Origin of the sequence: Croceicoccus ponticola, from assembly GCF_004004515.1 — a bacterium.
Lineage (GTDB): Bacteria > Pseudomonadota > Alphaproteobacteria > Sphingomonadales > Sphingomonadaceae > Croceicoccus > Croceicoccus ponticola.
Map to the genome: position 1 here is coordinate 87,426 of NZ_RXOL01000004.1, position 16,091 is coordinate 103,516.

Annotated in this window: 13 protein-coding genes and 3 pseudogenes; 4 read left to right on the plus strand and 12 right to left on the minus strand. The window is 62.8% G+C overall.

The window, feature by feature from the left end:
* Positions 1-44: 44 nt before the first annotated feature.
* Positions 45-2,036, minus strand: coding sequence for a heme-binding protein (locus tag EKN06_RS10155; protein WP_127612807.1), 1,992 nt, complete (start codon positions 2,034-2,036; stop codon positions 45-47).
* Positions 2,036-3,373, minus strand: coding sequence for a multiheme c-type cytochrome (locus EKN06_RS10160; RefSeq protein ID WP_420810789.1), 1,338 nt, complete (start codon positions 3,371-3,373; stop codon positions 2,036-2,038). The genes EKN06_RS10155 and EKN06_RS10160 overlap by 1 nt, the downstream gene beginning before the upstream one ends.
* 290 nt (positions 3,374-3,663) lie before the next feature.
* On the opposite strand from EKN06_RS10160, the gene EKN06_RS10165 reads away from it, so the two are divergent.
* Both EKN06_RS10165 and EKN06_RS10170 read left to right on the plus strand, forming a co-directional pair.
* A complete protein-coding gene (locus EKN06_RS10165; protein ID WP_127612808.1) occupies positions 3,664-4,044 on the plus strand; it encodes a hypothetical protein in 381 nt (126 codons plus the stop codon).
* A gap of 3 nt (positions 4,045-4,047) precedes the next feature.
* Positions 4,048-4,950, plus strand: coding sequence for a FecR family protein (locus EKN06_RS10170; RefSeq protein ID WP_127612809.1), 903 nt, complete (start codon positions 4,048-4,050; stop codon positions 4,948-4,950).
* Between the two features lie 5 nt (positions 4,951-4,955).
* On the opposite strand, the gene EKN06_RS10175 is transcribed toward EKN06_RS10170, so the two are convergent.
* Entirely contained in the window at positions 4,956-7,253 is a 2,298-nt protein-coding gene (locus EKN06_RS10175; protein WP_127612810.1) for a CHASE2 domain-containing protein, read from the minus strand.
* A gap of 463 nt (positions 7,254-7,716) precedes the next feature.
* On the opposite strand from EKN06_RS10175, the gene EKN06_RS10180 reads away from it, so the two are divergent.
* Complete coding sequence (locus tag EKN06_RS10180; protein WP_127612811.1) at positions 7,717-7,959, plus strand: DUF3489 domain-containing protein; 243 nt, start codon at positions 7,717-7,719, stop codon at positions 7,957-7,959.
* Positions 7,960-8,034: 75 nt separating this feature from the next.
* Here EKN06_RS10180 and EKN06_RS10185 read toward each other — a convergent pair.
* The 7 genes and pseudogenes from EKN06_RS10185 to EKN06_RS10220 form a co-directional block, all read right to left on the minus strand.
* Positions 8,035-8,693, minus strand: a pseudogene (locus EKN06_RS10185) (IS6 family transposase); the annotation flags it as partial.
* A 63-nt stretch (positions 8,694-8,756) separates the two neighbouring features.
* Positions 8,757-9,464 (minus strand): annotated as a pseudogene (locus EKN06_RS10190) (IS6 family transposase).
* Between the two features lie 61 nt (positions 9,465-9,525).
* Positions 9,526-9,963, minus strand: a pseudogene (locus tag EKN06_RS16170) (DDE-type integrase/transposase/recombinase); the annotation flags it as partial.
* A gap of 215 nt (positions 9,964-10,178) precedes the next feature.
* On the minus strand, positions 10,179-10,703 hold the full coding sequence (locus EKN06_RS10205) for an Lrp/AsnC family transcriptional regulator (protein ID WP_127612813.1): 525 nt from the start codon (positions 10,701-10,703) through the stop codon (positions 10,179-10,181).
* 19 nt (positions 10,704-10,722) lie between these two features.
* The gene (locus tag EKN06_RS10210) at positions 10,723-12,069 is read right to left on the minus strand and encodes an aspartate aminotransferase family protein (RefSeq protein WP_127612814.1); all 1,347 of its coding nucleotides are present in this window, start codon (positions 12,067-12,069) and stop codon (positions 10,723-10,725) included.
* On the minus strand, positions 12,066-13,154 hold the full coding sequence (locus EKN06_RS10215; protein ID WP_127612815.1) for a phosphotransferase: 1,089 nt from the start codon (positions 13,152-13,154) through the stop codon (positions 12,066-12,068). The genes EKN06_RS10210 and EKN06_RS10215 overlap by 4 nt, the downstream gene beginning before the upstream one ends.
* A 34-nt stretch (positions 13,155-13,188) precedes the next feature.
* Positions 13,189-13,854 (minus strand): haloacid dehalogenase type II, encoded by a 666-nt coding sequence (locus EKN06_RS10220; protein ID WP_127612816.1) that lies wholly within the window; start codon positions 13,852-13,854, stop codon positions 13,189-13,191.
* 276 nt (positions 13,855-14,130) lie between these two features.
* On the opposite strand from EKN06_RS10220, the gene EKN06_RS10225 reads away from it, so the two are divergent.
* On the plus strand, positions 14,131-14,832 hold the full coding sequence (locus tag EKN06_RS10225; RefSeq protein ID WP_127612817.1) for an IS6 family transposase: 702 nt from the start codon (positions 14,131-14,133) through the stop codon (positions 14,830-14,832).
* 4 nt (positions 14,833-14,836) lie between these two features.
* Here EKN06_RS10225 and EKN06_RS10230 read toward each other — a convergent pair whose 3' ends face one another.
* Entirely contained in the window at positions 14,837-15,025 is a 189-nt protein-coding gene (locus EKN06_RS10230; RefSeq protein ID WP_127612818.1) for an NAD(P)-binding protein, read from the minus strand.
* Positions 15,026-15,079: 54 nt separating this feature from the next.
* Positions 15,080-16,054 (minus strand): alpha/beta hydrolase, encoded by a 975-nt coding sequence (locus EKN06_RS10235; protein WP_127612819.1) that lies wholly within the window; start codon positions 16,052-16,054, stop codon positions 15,080-15,082.
* Positions 16,055-16,091 lie beyond the last annotated feature (37 nt).

Genomic DNA, 16,091 nt, shown 5'->3' on the forward strand with positions numbered 1-16,091 from the left:
GGCTTGGGCCATCAGCAGGGCCAACAGACAATGGCCCGCCACCGCTACAACCCTTCGCACACGTTCTGTTGGCTGCTATCGAGGAACGGCGCAAACGGACAGCTGACATAGCGCAGCCGCACGCTGGCGCCGGTAATGCTGACCACGATATTATCCCCCCGCATCGCCGTCGGCGCATTGCCCAAAGTGCCCAGCGCCCGCCCGGCATGGTGTACGCCAAGGAAGCTGATCATGTCGTCCTGATCGATCCCATCACCCGAAACGCCAATGGCGCCGACCAGTTGGTTGCCGCGATAGATCGGGACCGAGCCGGGAAAGATCTGGATGCCGTTCTGCAGGCGATTGCGCCCCGGCGCGACTTCGGGCAGCCGCGTGCACGCCCGCTCGACGTCCACCGCGCTTGCGCCTGAGACAAAGGCGAGATGTTCGCCCAGCCGCGCAAGGATCAGCGCCGATTGCAGCCCAGTGGAGAACGGATTGAACTGTTCGATCGGGCGTGAGAAGGGACCGTTCGGCCTGCCAACCTCGCCGTCCGGAAAATAGGGTCGCGAAAGATTGCCGGCTGCGCGGTCGGTAAAGGCGAATCTGCCCGTCAGTGCGAAGGAATCGTTCAGGAAATCGCGCGCGGCAGCGACGAACCCGGCCACGTCCGCACTGGGATCCTGCAATAGTTCGCTGGCGGCCTGTTGCCCTGAAAAGAAAGCAGCCGTTCGCGCCTTTTGCAGGCTGACATCGATGCCGAAAATCGGCGCATCGGGCGATCTGACAATCCCCAATGCCTGCCCGCGGGTATCGACAAGCGAGATCGAGACCTGGGCCTTGCTGTCCAGCGGCTGACGTATCTGTGCGCGGGCACGCGTCATCACCGCGAAAGCTTCGGACAGGATCGCGCGCGCTTCCGCAGAGGTCAGCGGCTGCGGAACGTCGCCACCATCGGTCCCCGCACGCACGGGAAAACGCCAGTTTCCCGAACCGTCGGACAAGACGAAGGCATCGGGGTCGGCGAATTCGGTTGCCGCGGCCTGCCGTATCCCGGAATCCTCGGTGCCATAAGCCGTCCCGGCACGGAGCGTAGGCGCAGGATCGCCGTAATAGCCCTTCAGCGCGACCAGGTGACCCAGAGCGGGATTGGTCGCGGCATAGCTTGCCGAAGCAAGGTTGGTCAGCGCGCTGTAGCCCGTGTCGGAATAGCGAAGCTGCGTGCCATCGACGTAAATACGATCGGCCCGGATAGCCGCTGGTGCCTCGAAGCCGATGGTCCCGGCAAGCGCAATGCGCTCGTCGACGTCGCGGTCGACGTCCTGCACATTGGGGTCGAACGCATAGGAGCCGTCGGCGATGACCCCAATGCCGCCTACCAGCACGCCATTCTTATAGATCGGAAACCCGCCGGGATCGGCGGCAAGCCCCAGCGGGGATCGCTTGGGCCCGATAAACTCGCCGGCACCTGCGCCGACGTAACGCGTCGCAAGATCGGAGCACGGCAACTGGCTGAATTGAACGCCGAACAGCGGACCGCTCTCCAGCCCGGCAGTCGACGGGGCGGGCGGAAAATGCTGCTGCACGATCATGCTTGCCGTGCGGCTGGAGAACGCATTTCCGCCGCTTGAAAGATAGGCTCCGGTGATCGCCTTTGCGAGTGCGGCAGCACCTGACGGCACGTTCAGACCTTGCGCATCCCGGTTGTTGCCGTTCGGCGCAGCACTGATGTTCGCGATCGCAGGCGCACCCGTCATCATGAACAGCGCCAGCACGTTCCCGACCCGGTCCACCACCGCGATCGTGGCAGGCGCGCCATCGGCCCGGGCCTGTGCCGCTGCCTGCGCGACGATTTTGCCGACGTCGGCGACGCTCAGCGCGACGGATGCGGGAATGGCATAGTTGGCGGAACCTGACGGCGTGGCGCTGGGAGTCGGACCGCCGCCCGAACCGCCCGGCGGGATGACGACCGGCGGATTGCCCGACGAATCACTGCCGCCACAGCCCGCCAGCGCGATCCCGGCAAGCAGCATCAGGCTGAGCCGCCGCCCCCGCATCATTGCAGCGCGGCGACGCTGCGCGCGGCATTGCCCAGCGCGGCGCGAAAGGCCGGCGGGTTGTAGTCGTTCGGATCGCTGACCGCCGCATATGCGCGATTGACGTCGCGCCGGATCCCGGCGGCGGCCCCAAGCGTGATCCGACCCTGTTTGACCAGCGCATTGAGCAGGGTGTCCACGGCCATCACCGCTTGGGCCGACCCTTCGTAATCAGTGAAGCGCGCAGATATCGCCTGTCCGGCAATCCGCGCTATCACCACGAACGCGGTATCCGGGCCATACTGGCCTTGCGCCAGTTCTGTGGCAAGCGCCCCAGTTGCCTGGTCGAGCCGCCGCGCCGCCGCCACGGTCTCGACTCTTCCGTTGCCCATGGCGGCATGGAAACCGCGGGCGGCATTGTCGAATGCCGTCGCCTGGCGCGGCGCCAGCACCTGCGCGACGGCCGAAAGCATGATGATGTTCTCGTCATTATAGGGCGGCATCCCGAACGGTATGGGCCGTCCCGGATTGACCTCGAAGCGACGGGGCAGGCCGGGGCCATCGGCAATGCGCCGATGGCAGCTGTGGCAGTCGTAGAAATAGAACTCGGGGAATATCCCTTCCATTCCGAAATCCTGGCGGGCGAAGAGATCGAGCGAACGGCGGATCGCCAACGCCTGACCCACGGCCCACAACTGAACCGAATCGGTGCGCTGCTTGCGGCGGACGTAGTCGGCATCTTCGTCATGATGTTGCTGTAACGTCGAAAACAGGTCCAGCTCGAAGGAAATGCGCGGGTGGCCCGCGGCCATCATGCGATGCGAGACGAACTGTCCGGGTCGGTCGCTGCCGAAATGACAGTCGAGGCAGGTCGAAGCACGCACGTCGGGGCGTTCGAGCGGCCTGAGTCCGGCGGCGATGTTGGATTGATGCGTCGCCGGGACCGCATAGTGCGAGCTGATCCAGCCCGAGGATGCGCCATGGCAGGATTCGCAACCGACCCCGTCGGAAACGAGGAACCGATCGCCGCGCTGCATGGGCGGGACGAAAGTGGCGTGACAGCCCAGGCAAGCCGGTGCATCGGCGGCGCTGCCAAGCCCCAGTTCGGCCGCGATCCTGTTGCCTCGCCGTCCGGCCAGCGCATCGTAGGTGCGACTATGCGCGCCCGAAGCCGACGATGGTTCCTGCCAGTGCAAGAGCTCGTCCTGCCGCACGACCTTGCCGTTGCCTTCGGACCGGCCATGGCACGTCGATCCCGCACAGCTGGCGACGCCTTCATAACGCACCGGATCGTTGGCGAAAGCCGGTTGCTGGAATTCGGGAAGCAGCAGGATCAGGACGGCGAACGCCGGGATCACCAGGACGGCCGAACCGATTTGCCGCAAGCGCCTGCCAAACGGCCGAAACACATTCGAATGAGCCGCAAAAACGATCACATCCCCCTCGATCCCCCCTGCCGCATCCGGCAGGCCCGACCCGCAGGGTAAGGCAGGGCGGCGTGGCAAGGCAAGGTCGTAAATCGCGAACGGGGCCGGGTGCGCAGGTGGCCGGGCGGCGATCCCATGGCTACCGGATCGCTTTGCGAGAATTGCGCTGTCTGGTAACAGGGCGCAGGAGACTTATGGAAGCTGAATTGGGGGAAGTTGTCATGTCGCTATCACCCGTCATGAAATGCGTGACTGCCACGTTCCTTGCTGCAGGCTGCGTGACCAGCGTTCCGCTGACGGCGCAAACCATCGATCAGCTCGACACGCTTTCCGACGCATCCGTCGATGCCGCAGCCGGCATCGCCATGGCACGCGAGCAGGCGGGCCGCAGCGAATACCTCGACGCACTGGCGACACTGGAACGCGTTCTTGCCGTTCACCCGAAATCGCACGAGGCACGGCTGATCCACGCGATCTATCTGTGCAGGATCGACGATACCCAGGGCGGACTGGTCGAAATCGGCAAGCTCAAGGAGAAAAACTACAGCAAGAAGCTGTTGGCCGAAGCTCGCCAGATGTGCGCGCAAGGCGGGGAGGACTGAGCCATGGCCAAATCGACCCGCTTAAACCGCTCGCTTGCAGCCTGCAGTGCCCTCGCCACGGCGCTGGCCGCCACACCCGGCCTTGCCCAGCAAGTCGAGATCGGCAATGCCTCAGCCGTTGTCGGCAAGGTCGAGATCAGCGACGCCGAGGCTCCGAAACCGCGCGCCGTAGTACGCAAGGAACGGATCGCATGGGGCGACCTGATCGACACGGGCAAGAAATCGCAGCTCCAGATCCTGTTGCTCGATCGCACCAGCTTCGGCATCGGCGCCAAGTCTCGCGTGCGGATCGACCGCTACGTCTATGATCCCAATCAGGGCCGTTCGCTCCTTGCGACATTCATGAAGGGCGCGCTGCGCTTCTTCTCTGGCCGTCAGGATGGGACCAACAGCGCCGATATAGCGACCCCGGCCGGACGCATCGGCATTCGCGGCACCGCGCTCGACCTGCTGGTCGGCGAGAACGCAGTCGATATTGCCAGTCAGGAAGAAGCCGTCGGCAAGGTGGATAGTGACAAGGACGAGGCGACGCTGGTCGTCTTGCGCGGCCCCGGCGCGGCCACCCTTGGCGGCCTGACCCCCGGCCGCGCCGAAGTCGAAGGGGCGGGCAAGACGGTCGTGCTGGACCGCCCCGGCCTGGCCGCCTACATCCCGCGCAAGGGTGCGCAGCCGATCGGCCCCTTTCTAATCTCCAACAAGGGTCTGTCCAAGGTGCAGGAAGAACTGGCCCCCGAAATGGCCCGTGCGGCAGAGGGCGGCGGCTTGCTCGAGGCGCTTATTCCTGCGGTTCTGGGTGCGGCTGCCCTGGGCATCCTGCTCGATGGCGACGGGAGCAAGGATGTCGTCCGAAATCCGCAGACCCCGGTGCCCAATCCGAACCAACAGATCCAAGGCAGGCCGCAATAGTTCCGCTATTTCTGCGTGACCTGAAAGACTCCGTCCCAGCCCGCGGCTGGCGGATTGGCCTCGAGCGTGGCGACACGCTGCTGGAAAAGGTCATTGAGGCCGACGATATCGTATTCCTCGTACACGGTGCGGCCTTGCACCAATGCCTCGCGGGCAGTGCCCCATTGTTGCGCGTGATACGCCTCCAGCATGGCGGCATGCGCTTGGCGCAGACGGGCAAAGCTCTCGCTCCCAAACACGTTTCCGTCGCCGAGCAGCGCAAAGATGGTTTCCGGCGCATCGCGGCCCACGACGCGCACCCGGTCCAGTTCGAGCAAGGCGAAGTCACGCTGAAGCTCTGCCGCCAAGGCGCTGCCAACGATGATCGACACACCATATAGCTTGGTGAGCCCCTCGAAACGCGAGGCGACGTTCACGGTATCGCCGATCAGCGTGTAGGAGAGCCGCTGACGCGACCCCATGTTGCCGACGCAGCACAGGCCCGAATTGAGGCCGAGGCCGATCCGGACATCGCCGGGCCAGACCTTTCCGTTTCGCGCCGTCCCGTTTCGCACCGGCCCCTCATGCGCCGACATGGTGCGGTTCAACTCCTTGGTCTTGGCGATCATCTCCAGCGCTGCGGAAGCCGCATTGCGATGCTGGTCGGGATCGTCGAGAGGCGCATTCCAGAAGGCAAGGATCGCATCGCCGATATACTTGTCGATCGTCGCGCGCCGGGCGAGCAGGATATCACTCAGCGGCGTGAGCAGGTCGATCAGGAAATCGATCACTTCATGCGGGGCATAGCGCTCCGAGATATGTGAAAAGCCGCGGATATCGCACATCAGCACCGTCATCTCCCGCTCTTCGCCGCCAAGCTCCAGCTTGCTCGGGTCGGCGGCGATCTTCCTGACCATTTCGGGCGAAAGATAGCGGTCGAAGGCGGCATGGATATAACGGCGCTGGCGCTCCTCGCGGTAGAACACGACAACCGTCTGCACCACGTAGACGGCAGCGATGGCAATCATCGGATAAGTCGGATCGAGCAGGTAGTTGCCCCGCGCAAAGGCGAGCCAGCTCCCGCCCGCGATCATGCCCGCACCGGCGAGCGCCGCCATCGCTCCGCGCGTAGCGCCCAGCCGCGGCAGCAGCAGGGCCAGACCGCCCCCCGCGACCAGTACGAGCAGAAGTTCCAGCCCGAATGCCCAGTCGGGCCTTTCCAGAAAGTCGCCGTCCAGCATCTGCGACACCGCGGCAGCATGGACGTTGACGCCCGCCGTAAGCCTGCTGCGCGGGGTCGAGACGAGATCTTGCAAACCCGCCGCGCTGCCACCGACAAAGACGATCCGCCCCTTTATGGCGCGGGCTAGGGCATCGTCGGGGATCGCGCCCGTCACGATCTGCCAGACAGGCAATACTTCGTGCGTGTCCCTCTCGGGAAATCGAACCCACATCTCGCCCGCATCGGTAACCGGAATTTCCCTGCCTCCGATCCTTACTGCAACGGCCGCCCCCGGCGCAGAGGCCGTCTCGCCGCTTCCGTCGCTGGCAAGAAAATTGGGTGCCTCCGCTCCCAGCGCCAGTCGCACCGCTTCGAGCGACAAGCCCGGGACGAGCGTTCCGTTCTGGATCGCGACGAGCGGAACACGGCGCACGATGCCGTCCGCATCGCTTTCCAGACTGACGAATCCGTTACCGGCGGCGGCATTCTCAAGCTCGGGTAGCGGCTGCAAAGCGCCGGCGTAACTGCGGACATGTCTGGTCGGAAGATGGCCGTGCAAGGTGAAGCCCACCTTGGGTTCGACATCGCGGCCACGGTCCACCCGGTCAAGGAAGTACCCGGTGACGACCGGCACCTGGCGGAAGCTGTCTGCAAACAGGGAATCGTGACTGGGCAGGCTCGCGAAACGTTCGTCCAGCGCCTCGCCCATTCCGGTGTTCTGGTATCGTGCCGCAATCGCAGCCGGTGAAGTCCGATCGGGCTCCGAAAAGACAATGTCGTAAACCACGACCGACGCGCCGGCCTCGCCCAACCGGCGGGTGAGCGTCGCCAGCTCATCGCGCGGCCATGGCCACTGTCCTAGCTGCTTGATCGACTCTTCGTCGATGTCGGCGACCATAACCCGTCGTTGCGTTACATCCTTGCTTGGCCCGGCAAGTTGCAGGCCATCGAATACCTGCAGTCTCAGCCGTTCAAGCGGGGCGAGATCGACGAACTGCAAGAGCACGACAAGCGCAAGCGTCGAAAGCCCGATCAAGACCGGACCAGTCTTTCCCAGCCATTTCAAATGCGTCACCATCGAATTGCCGGTGCACTCACCCATATGCAGGACTTGTCTCGCAAACCAAAAGGTAAAACTTCCCCGCAGGCCGCATGCTTCCAGACTAATGCCAATCTCTAGTCTGCAGTCCGTAATCGAACCGACAGTGCAGATTTGCAACCTCCATCACGAGGTGCTGTCATCTGTGGATGGCCCTTGCGCTGCAAGGGGTAAATTGAGTTGCTGATGTGATCTGTCGGGTGTGGTTATCTGTCCGCCCGGTGCTGCCCGTCATCGAAGTGAAAGTTCGGGATTGAGATTCGCCATTATGTGAAATGACCGTCTCCCAACATTCGGACCGACCTCCCACAAACCGCTCGACTTCGCTGCCGGTTCGAGCATTGCTGTCGTCACCGGCAGCGGCGTAAATCGCCCGCCTCCGCCCCGCCCAATCGCTTAGCCTGCGTGATCCGGGGCTGCACCTGGTAGGAGCGGCACGGTGCTGCTCCCGATCAGGAGAGCCACCATGGCAAAGAAAACCGAGACCGCCGCAGCCGAAGCGGCAGCCACCCCCACCACCAAGATCGGCACGGTGATCGCGTTGCTGCGCCGCGAGGACGGCGCGACCCTCGCCGAGTTGATCGCGGCCACCGGCTGGCAACCGCACTCGACCCGCGCGGCGCTGACCGGCCTCAGGAAGCAAGGCCACGTCATCGAGAAGAGCAAACGCGATGACGTGACCTGCTACCGCATCACCGGAGCGGCGTGATGGCAGCGGACGGTGGTGTCAGTCCAACGCGAACTCGTCTCCACCTGGCGCAAGGAAGCCCAGACGATTACGCTCTCATGATGCAAGGTTCTGCCACTCAGCGAAGGCGGCCGAGCGACGGGTTTTGTAGGTCTGGCGATCTACGAGGTGGCGTTCGGAATTGAAAAGGTTGTGAATGGAAGCGTGGACGGAGGCAAACTTTTGTAACGATTTCATCTGCCGAAATCGCAGCATGGCTCGCTCTCGTCGTCGGAATGGCAGGTGTGAATTTTCGGCTCGATTGTTGAGCCATCGGCCCATCTCGCGACGGTCCTGATTGCCGAGTTCCTTCATGGCGGCAGGGTAGGATTTCAGGCCATCCGTGACAATCGTTTCAGCCTTGCCATGACGCTTCAGAGCTTTCTTCAAGAACGCCAGCGCCGCGGATTTGTCCCGTTTCTTGGTGACATAGCTTTCGAGCACTTCGCCCTCGTGATCAACGGCACGCCACATGTAGTGCCGCTCGCCGTTCATGTTCGCTGCGCGGCCCTACGGGTCACGTACATCTCGTCAAGATTCCAGCGCCATTGTCTAAAACCGCGCATGTGGTTCACACGCCGCCTCCGGATCTCGGCCGCGAACATCGGACCGAAACGGTTCCACCACAGCCGAACCGTCTCGTGACAGAAGTCATATCCGCGCTCGAAGAGCAGGTCTTCGACGTTCCGAAGTGACAGCGGATAGCGCACGTAAAGGTGCTGTCAGTCCGACGCTAACCGCTCTCCACTTGGCGCAGAACGGGCTCCGTGTTTACGCGGTCATGCCGCAAGGTTCTGCCACTCGGCCAAGGCAGCCGAGCGTCTTTCCTTAAATGTTTCTCTGTCGACGAGATGACGTTCTTGGTTGAAGTGGTTGGAGATCGAGGCATGGACCGACGCGAATTTCTGTAGTGACTTCATTCGCCGAAATCGCTGCATCGCCCGCTCTCGTCGGCGGAATGGCAGATGTGAATTCTCGACCCTGTTGTTCAGCCAGCGTCCCGTCTCATTCCGGTCCTGGTTGCCCGGTTCCTTCATCGCTGCCGCGTAGGATTTGAGGCCGTCGGTGACGATCGTCTCCGCCTTGCCATGGCGCTTCAGCGCCCTCTTCATGAAGGCCAGAGCGGCAGATTTGTCCCGTTTCTTAGTGACGAAGCTCTCCAGCATCTAGCCTTCGTGATCGACGGCGCGCCAGAGATAAACCATCTCGCCGTTGAGTTTCACGTACATCTCGTCGAGGTGCCAACGCCACTGGCGAAAGCCCTTCATACGATTAACACGCTGACGCCGGATGTCGGCAGCGAACATCGGACCGAAACGATTCCACCAGAGCCGAACCGTTTCGTGGCACAGGTCGCAGCCACGCTCGAACAGCAGATCTTCGACGTTTCGCAACGACAAGGGGTATCGCACATATAACATCACCACCATGCGGATGACGTCGGGCGAAGAATGGAAGTACTTGAAGGGGTTGTCGGCCTTGCTCATCCGGGCTGGCTAGCAGCGGTAGCGGTGCCCCGCCATCCCTTTGACAATGCCGAATTAAACGGTTGTGAAAGGACGCATGGACCGAGGCGAACTTTTGTAGCGATTTCGATTGTCGAAATCTCAGCATCGCTCGCTCTCGTCGCCTGAACGGCAGGTGCGAATTCTCGGCGCGATTGTTCAGCCACCTGCCCATCTCGCGACAGTCCTGATTGCCGAGCTCCTTCATGGCAGCATGGTAGGATTTCAGGCCGATGGTGACGATGGACGCCCTTCATTCTACCGACACGCTACGAATATCAGCCGCAAGCATCGGTTCGAACCGGTTCCACCAGAGCCGCACCGTCTCGTGGCAGATACCGATCCCGTATTTGAACAGCAGATCCTCAATGTTGCGTAAGCTCAGCGGGTACTGGACATACAGCATCACCGCCATGCGGATCACTTCTGGCGATGAGTTGAAATACCGCAATGGGCTGGCTGGTTTGCGGGGTCTGGGCATGGACGCGTACTACCCTCGCCCGCTCACTTTTCAATCAAGTGCATTTGCTTTGACAGTGCCAGTTACTGTGCCAATCGGCCCTCTGCGTTTGCAGATCGAGCTGGCCGGCGCGTGCTTTTCGTCCGACGGGTCGGTGCTGTTCGTCAACGCCTTCAGCCCGGCGGCGACCTTCGCTATCCGCTTTCCGAGAAATCAAGGGCCGCCCGGAAGCGCGCCTACGCCTCGCCCGGTTCCTCGGCGACGGCGACCGTGCTCTCTCTGAACAAGCGGTCGAGCGGCAATTCGTGCTTCACGAATGGCACGCGCAGTACGACGTAACTCTGGAACTTGCGGATGCCGAGATCGGCCACAAGCAACCCCTCCATCACCTCCTGGAAATGCGAAACGCTGCGCGCCACGATGCGAAGCAGGAAGTCATAGCCGCCGCTGACGTTGTAGCATTCCATGATCTCGGGCACCGCGGCGGCGGCTTTCTCGAACCGGCGCAGGTGCTGGCGGCGGTGCGCGTCGATGGTAACCTCGCTGAACACGATCAGGTAGTCGCCCAGCCGCGCCAGGGCGACGTGGGCGCCGAACCCTTCGATCACGCCGGCCTGTTGCAGGCGCTTGACCCGGCTAAGGCAGGGGCTGGGGCTGAGCCCGACCATTTCCGCCAGTTCCACGTTCGAGCAGCGCCCCATCTTCTGCAGATGGTCGAGGATCTTGAAGTCGATCCGATCCAGTGCGAACCGCGACTGCATGGACGGTCAGGCCTTTCGTTCAGTTCCCGGCGGCGGCTTCGGCAAACGATTCGTCCAGCGCCGCGATCACCATATCAGCCTGCCCTGCATCGAGCACCATCGGCGGCCTGATCTTGAGAACATTGTGGCCCATCGCACAGGCGCTGATGAGAACGCCCTTATCGCGCAGCAGGTTGACGACCCGGCTGGTCAATTCGCGATCAGGAGTTCGCCGGGCGCGGTCCGAAACGATCTCCACGCCGACGAACATGCCGACGCCGCGAACGTCGCCGATCGCTTCGTGACGCTCGGCCAGCGCGGCGATCCCCTCGCGCAGGTGGGTACCGATGCGCGCGGAGTGGGCGATAAGCCCTTCCTGCTCGATCGTGTCCAGCACCGCCACGGCGGCGGCGCACGAAACGGTATTGCCGGCAAAGGTGTTGAAATAACGGGAATCGCGTCCGAACTGCGCAACCGCATCGTGTGTGACCAGCAGACCGGCGATCGGCTGGCCGTTGCCCATCGGCTTGCCCATCGTCACGATGTCGGGCACCACGCCGTGCCGCTGGAAGCCCCACATGTGTTCGCCGGTACGGCCGAACCCGGGCTGCACTTCGTCGCCGACAAACAGGCCGCCCGCCTTGCGGATCGCCTCGACCGCGCCTTTCAGGAAGCACCGCGGATCGGGCAGGATGCCGTCGCTGGTAAAGATCGAATCGACGATCAACATGGCCGGCTTGATGCCATGGCGCTTCAGATCGGCGATCGCCGCCTCGACATCGCGGGTAAAGCGTTCGCCAAGGTCCGCGCCATCGGCATGATAGGCGCGCGGGGCAGGCACGAGCCGGACATGCGCGCCTAGGTCCACCGTCACGCCGAGCGAGGGCGAGAACTGCGACACCGCGTCGGTAAAGCCGTGATAGGCGGTTTCGGTGACGATGATGCCGGTTCCGCCGGTGCGGACCTTGGCCATGCGATAGGCCAGGTCGTTTGCCTCGCTGCCGGTGCAGGTCAGCATCATGTGGGCAAGATCGGTGCCCGGCACGGTCGCCAGCAGGCGTTCGGCCAGCTCGAGGATCGTTTCGTGCAGGTAGCGGGTGTTGGTCGCCAGCGTCGCAACCTGCCGGGTGATCGCCTCCACCACCCGCGGGTGGCAGTGGCCGAGCGAGGTGACGTTGTTGTAGATGTCAAGGAAGCGGCGCCCGTCGCTGTCGATCAGCCATGCGCCCTCGCCCTTCACGATATGCAGCGGGCGCTCGTACATCAGGCGATAGGCCGGGCCGAGCAGGGCATCGCGCCGCGCAATGGTTGCCGCCGTTTCCGGTCCGACGTCGGCGCGCCCAGGGATGTAGGCGTTCACCATGTTGAGGTCGATCGTGCTGGTCATCGGTTGTCTCCGTTGCGCACGCGAGCCAGCATCTGGTCGCGGGCGTCTTCGCGGGAAAGGTCGGCCATGAGGGTGAGGCCTTCCCAGGCCCCCGGATTATGGCGCATGATGTAGTCGCGGTTTTCCGGGTAGCGGCGCGAGCGCCACTCCGAAATCAGGACGGTCACGAGCTGCCGTGTCGCCACCAGGTCGGCGACGATGTCCTGCTCTTCGGGCAGCAGCGGCAGAACTTCGTGATAGGCGCCGATGAATTCGGCTGCCGCTGCCATGGGCTCTGCGGCTTCCTTCATCTGGTAGGCGGTGGCGGTCGCAACTTCGCCGACGAGCGCAGCGTGGAGCAGATCGCCGAAATCGATGATCCCGGTGACCCGGTCGGTATCGCCCGCATCGACGAGGACGTTATAAAGGTTGAAGTCGTTGTGGATCACCTGCCTGCGCACGTTGCCGAGCCGCGGCAGAACGACGCCGACAAACCGGTCCATGAAGTGGCCCACAAGGCTGCGCCTGTCGTTGCCGACGATGTCCTCGGCAAGATGCGACAAGCGGTCAGCGCGCGACACGTTCCACAACAGGTCGTGCGACGCGGCGGGATGACTGAAGCCGTCGAGCGCGAGATCGAGTTCGGCGAGCGCCAGCCCCATGTCGCGGCGTTGGGCGGGGGTGTGAGCCGTGCCCTTTACCGGCAATCCTTCCAGATAGGTCAGCATGCGGATCGTCGAACTCCGACCGTCTGCCAGTTCGGCCCGACCCCGCGTCTCCCCGCTCAAGGTCCGCAGGACGCGCGGCACCGGGATCGCGGCGTCCCTTGCGCCGACATGTTCGAGACACGCGGTCTGCAGGTCGACGACGCTGTCGGGTTCTGACGGGTTGCTGACCTTCAGCAGGTAATTGACCCCGTCTGTCCCTGCGAGGCGGAAGTTGCGGTCGCGCTCGCTGGTCAGCAGATGGGCGCTGCCGGCGATGCCGAAAAGACGCTCGGCGATGGCTGCCGCCTCCTGCAACGACAGTTCGGGAACGCTCGCCGCCAATTCGGAGTCGCCGGAAGACGGATGGCCGGGACCCTCGATTCCGGACTGGACGCTCATGAACGCTCTCGCTGGCATGAAGTGGACGGGCCCGTCACAGGCCAAGCAGGCCCGGCAACTGGCGAACGTCGGTCAGCCGGCTGACGCCGTAATCGGTCGACGTCGGCTCGTGCCCACGGTCGATGAAGGCCTTGGCCATGAAGCCGAGATCCGATGCCGACATCAGGTCGTAACGGAAGCTGGACGAGCAGTGCATCATCCGCTCGGGCGAAGAGCCCAGCATGTCGAACATGTACTCGAACGTCGGCAGCCGCGGCTTGTAGGATTGCGCTTCTTCGGCTGTATACACCGCGTGAAACGGCGCTTTCAGGTGCGCGACACTGGCCGGGATCAGGTCGACCATCGAGTTCGATAGAATGACCAGCGGATAATGCTGCGCCACGAGTTCGAGTGTTTCGACCACGTTAGGGTGCGGTTGCCAAGTGGGGATCGCGGCATAAAGCGCCTCGACATCGCTAGAGCGGCATTCGATGCCGTGCCTGGCGCAAGTCCGGCGGATCGAGTTTTCGACCACATCGTAGAACGGCTTCCATGCACTCAGCACCTCGTCAAGGCGATAGGCCTTGAAGGTGGCGAGAAACGGTCCCATCCGCGCCGCGTCGAGGCGATCTGCGAAAAGCTTTTCGGCGGTCGGACCCATCTCGAAATTGATGAGCGTGCCGTAACAGTCGAAGCTGATGTAGTCTGGCCGGAAAGTCATGGCTGCCTCTTGGTGCTGGGTGACTTCCCGATGTTATACGGCCGCCGATTTCGGTCTTTATGCCGTAGTGGGCGCAGAGCGGCGCATTTCTGGCTCCGCGAACGAAGGCTTTCGGCACACGGTGGGGTGCTGTCAAAGCTAATGCACCGCCGTTTTCCATTTTGGTAAGAGCGCAATTCAATGCGAAAGAGGTCGTGCTTCGTTGATGTTATGGTGCTGTAAGTCTAACGCTAACCTCTCTCCACTTGCGGCGTTCCGCCGCCTAGTGAGACCGGCATGAAACCCATTTCCTTCAAACGACACCGCTTCCCGCCGGATGTCATCCGGCTGGCTGTCTGGTTATATTTCCGCTTCACAACCAGCTTGCGCGATGTCGAAGACATGCTTGCCGAACGCGGACATTCAGTGAGCTACGAAACCGTCCGCTACTGGGCGAACAAGTTTGGCCCGGCCATCGCCGCCAACATTCGCCGCAATCGGGGACGAGCCGATTCCGTCTGGCATCTGGACGAAATGGTCGTTCGGATCAACGGCCAGCGGATGTACATGTGGCGTGCCGTGGACAAGGAAGGCGAAGTGCTGGATGTCCTTGTCCAGAAGCGCCGCAACAAAGAAGCAGCACTGAAATTGCTTAGGAAACTGCTGAAGAACCAGGGCGCGGTGCCAGACGCCATCGTCACCGACGGGCTGGCTTCGTACCGCGCGGCAATGAAGGTCCTGGGTTGCCAGGACCGCCACCAACCGGGGCGATTACGCGAGAACAACAGGGTCGAGAATTCACACCTTCCCGTCCGACGACGAGAGCGAAAGATGCAGCGGTTCAAATCGCAGGGCCAAGCTCAACGCTTCGTTTCCACCCACTCAGCAATCTACAATACCTTTAATACACAGCGCCATCTCGTCTCCCGCAAGACTCTCCGCATCTTCCGAACCGCCGCCATGGCGGAGTGGAATGCCGCGTCCGCCGCTGCGACATGAATTTTCAGGTGTGGGCTTCCGCTTGGCCATCAGCGGATAACCTGACAGTACCACAGCCGCCGACTTCGGCATTGCCGTCGATGACGACAGCGGAGAAGCCCAGCTCGCGTGCCTTGTGGAGCTGGTACATGCCTGCGAATCCGGCTCCTACGATAACGACGTCATAATTCGTTTTGAACTGCTCGACGGACATTCTCTCTCCATTGGGACCGATTGCTTCGTGTGGACCCGGGTTTCTGGCTGTAGTTTAAGGCGCAGGCACCGCGGCAAGGCGGCAGCGCAACGCAGTGATCAAAGACTGCAGCAGCGCTTCTGCGTCGCGGATCAGCGCGCCCATGCTAATCAGGCCATGCATATGATTGGAAAAGTGCAATTCGGTTACTTCCCCGCCGGCATCGATCAACCCGCGGGCATATGCTCGGCCTTCCTCGCAAAGCGGGTCGTGCTCCATCGTGACGACGAGCGCCGGAGGCAAATCGGCCAGCGAAGCTGCACGCAACGGCGAGGCGCGCCAATCCTGCCCGTCTTCGGGCGATCCGAGGTAGAGATCGCGGAACCAGCGCATCGTAGGGCCAGTAACCGGCATTCCTTCGACTACCCGAGCGTAGCCTTCGCTTTCGCCGCCAAGGTCGGTGACAGGATAGACCAAGCCCTGAAAGGCGACAGGGGGCACCATGCCTTCGCGCGCAGCGATCGCGGCCACTGCGGCAAGGTTGCCGCCGGCGCTGTCGCCAACCACAGCGATGCGGGCTGGATCGATGCCCAACGCCGCCGCCTCCGCATGGAGCCAGCGGATCGCGGCGAACGTGTCGTCGACTGCTGCGGGGAAACGATGTTCGGGTGCCAGCCGGTAGTCGATCGCGACGATCGGCCAGTGCAGTGCGTCGCAAAGGCGGCGACAGATACTGTCATGACTATCGAGGCTGCCGACAACCCAACCACCGCCATGGATATAGAGGATTGCAGGGGCCGCCGCTTCGGCCGAATGGAGCGGGCGGTAAAGCCGCGCCGTGAACGCGCTGGCGCCTTCACCGATGGTGCGATCTTCGACTGACGCGACATCCAACGCCGGAAACGCGCCGACAGCCGTGAATTCGCCCGAAGTCTCGCGCGCCTGTTCGACAATCATCGCTTCATATGGGGGGGCATTTGCGGCTCTGGCCGCCTCTAGCAGTGCTACAGTATCAGGATGCAGCGCAGGTGCCTTCGGCTTCGACGTCATGGTTACTTCCCTTCCTGTGGTGCTGTCAGTCCGACGC

Excerpts from the sequence above, each read along its gene's own strand:
- EKN06_RS10165 (WP_127612808.1), top strand. The coding sequence starts at position 3,664 with ATGTCGCTATCACCCGTCATGAAATGCGTGACTGCCACGTTCCTTGCT.
- EKN06_RS10210 (WP_127612814.1), bottom strand. The coding sequence starts at position 12,069 with ATGACCAGCACGATCGACCTCAACATGGTGAACGCCTACATCCCTGGG.
- EKN06_RS10220 (WP_127612816.1), bottom strand. The coding sequence starts at position 13,854 with ATGACTTTCCGGCCAGACTACATCAGCTTCGACTGTTACGGCACGCTC.
- EKN06_RS10170 (WP_127612809.1), top strand. The coding sequence starts at position 4,048 with ATGGCCAAATCGACCCGCTTAAACCGCTCGCTTGCAGCCTGCAGTGCC.
- EKN06_RS10235 (WP_127612819.1), bottom strand. The coding sequence starts at position 16,054 with ATGACGTCGAAGCCGAAGGCACCTGCGCTGCATCCTGATACTGTAGCA.
- EKN06_RS10175 (WP_127612810.1), bottom strand. The coding sequence starts at position 7,253 with ATGGGTGAGTGCACCGGCAATTCGATGGTGACGCATTTGAAATGGCTG.
- EKN06_RS10215 (WP_127612815.1), bottom strand. The coding sequence starts at position 13,154 with ATGAGCGTCCAGTCCGGAATCGAGGGTCCCGGCCATCCGTCTTCCGGC.
- EKN06_RS10205 (WP_127612813.1), bottom strand. The coding sequence starts at position 10,703 with ATGCAGTCGCGGTTCGCACTGGATCGGATCGACTTCAAGATCCTCGAC.
- EKN06_RS10180 (WP_127612811.1), top strand. The coding sequence starts at position 7,717 with ATGGCAAAGAAAACCGAGACCGCCGCAGCCGAAGCGGCAGCCACCCCC.
- EKN06_RS10155 (WP_127612807.1), bottom strand. The coding sequence starts at position 2,036 with ATGCGGGGGCGGCGGCTCAGCCTGATGCTGCTTGCCGGGATCGCGCTG.
- EKN06_RS10225 (WP_127612817.1), top strand. The coding sequence starts at position 14,131 with ATGAAACCCATTTCCTTCAAACGACACCGCTTCCCGCCGGATGTCATC.
- EKN06_RS10230 (WP_127612818.1), bottom strand. The coding sequence starts at position 15,025 with ATGTCCGTCGAGCAGTTCAAAACGAATTATGACGTCGTTATCGTAGGA.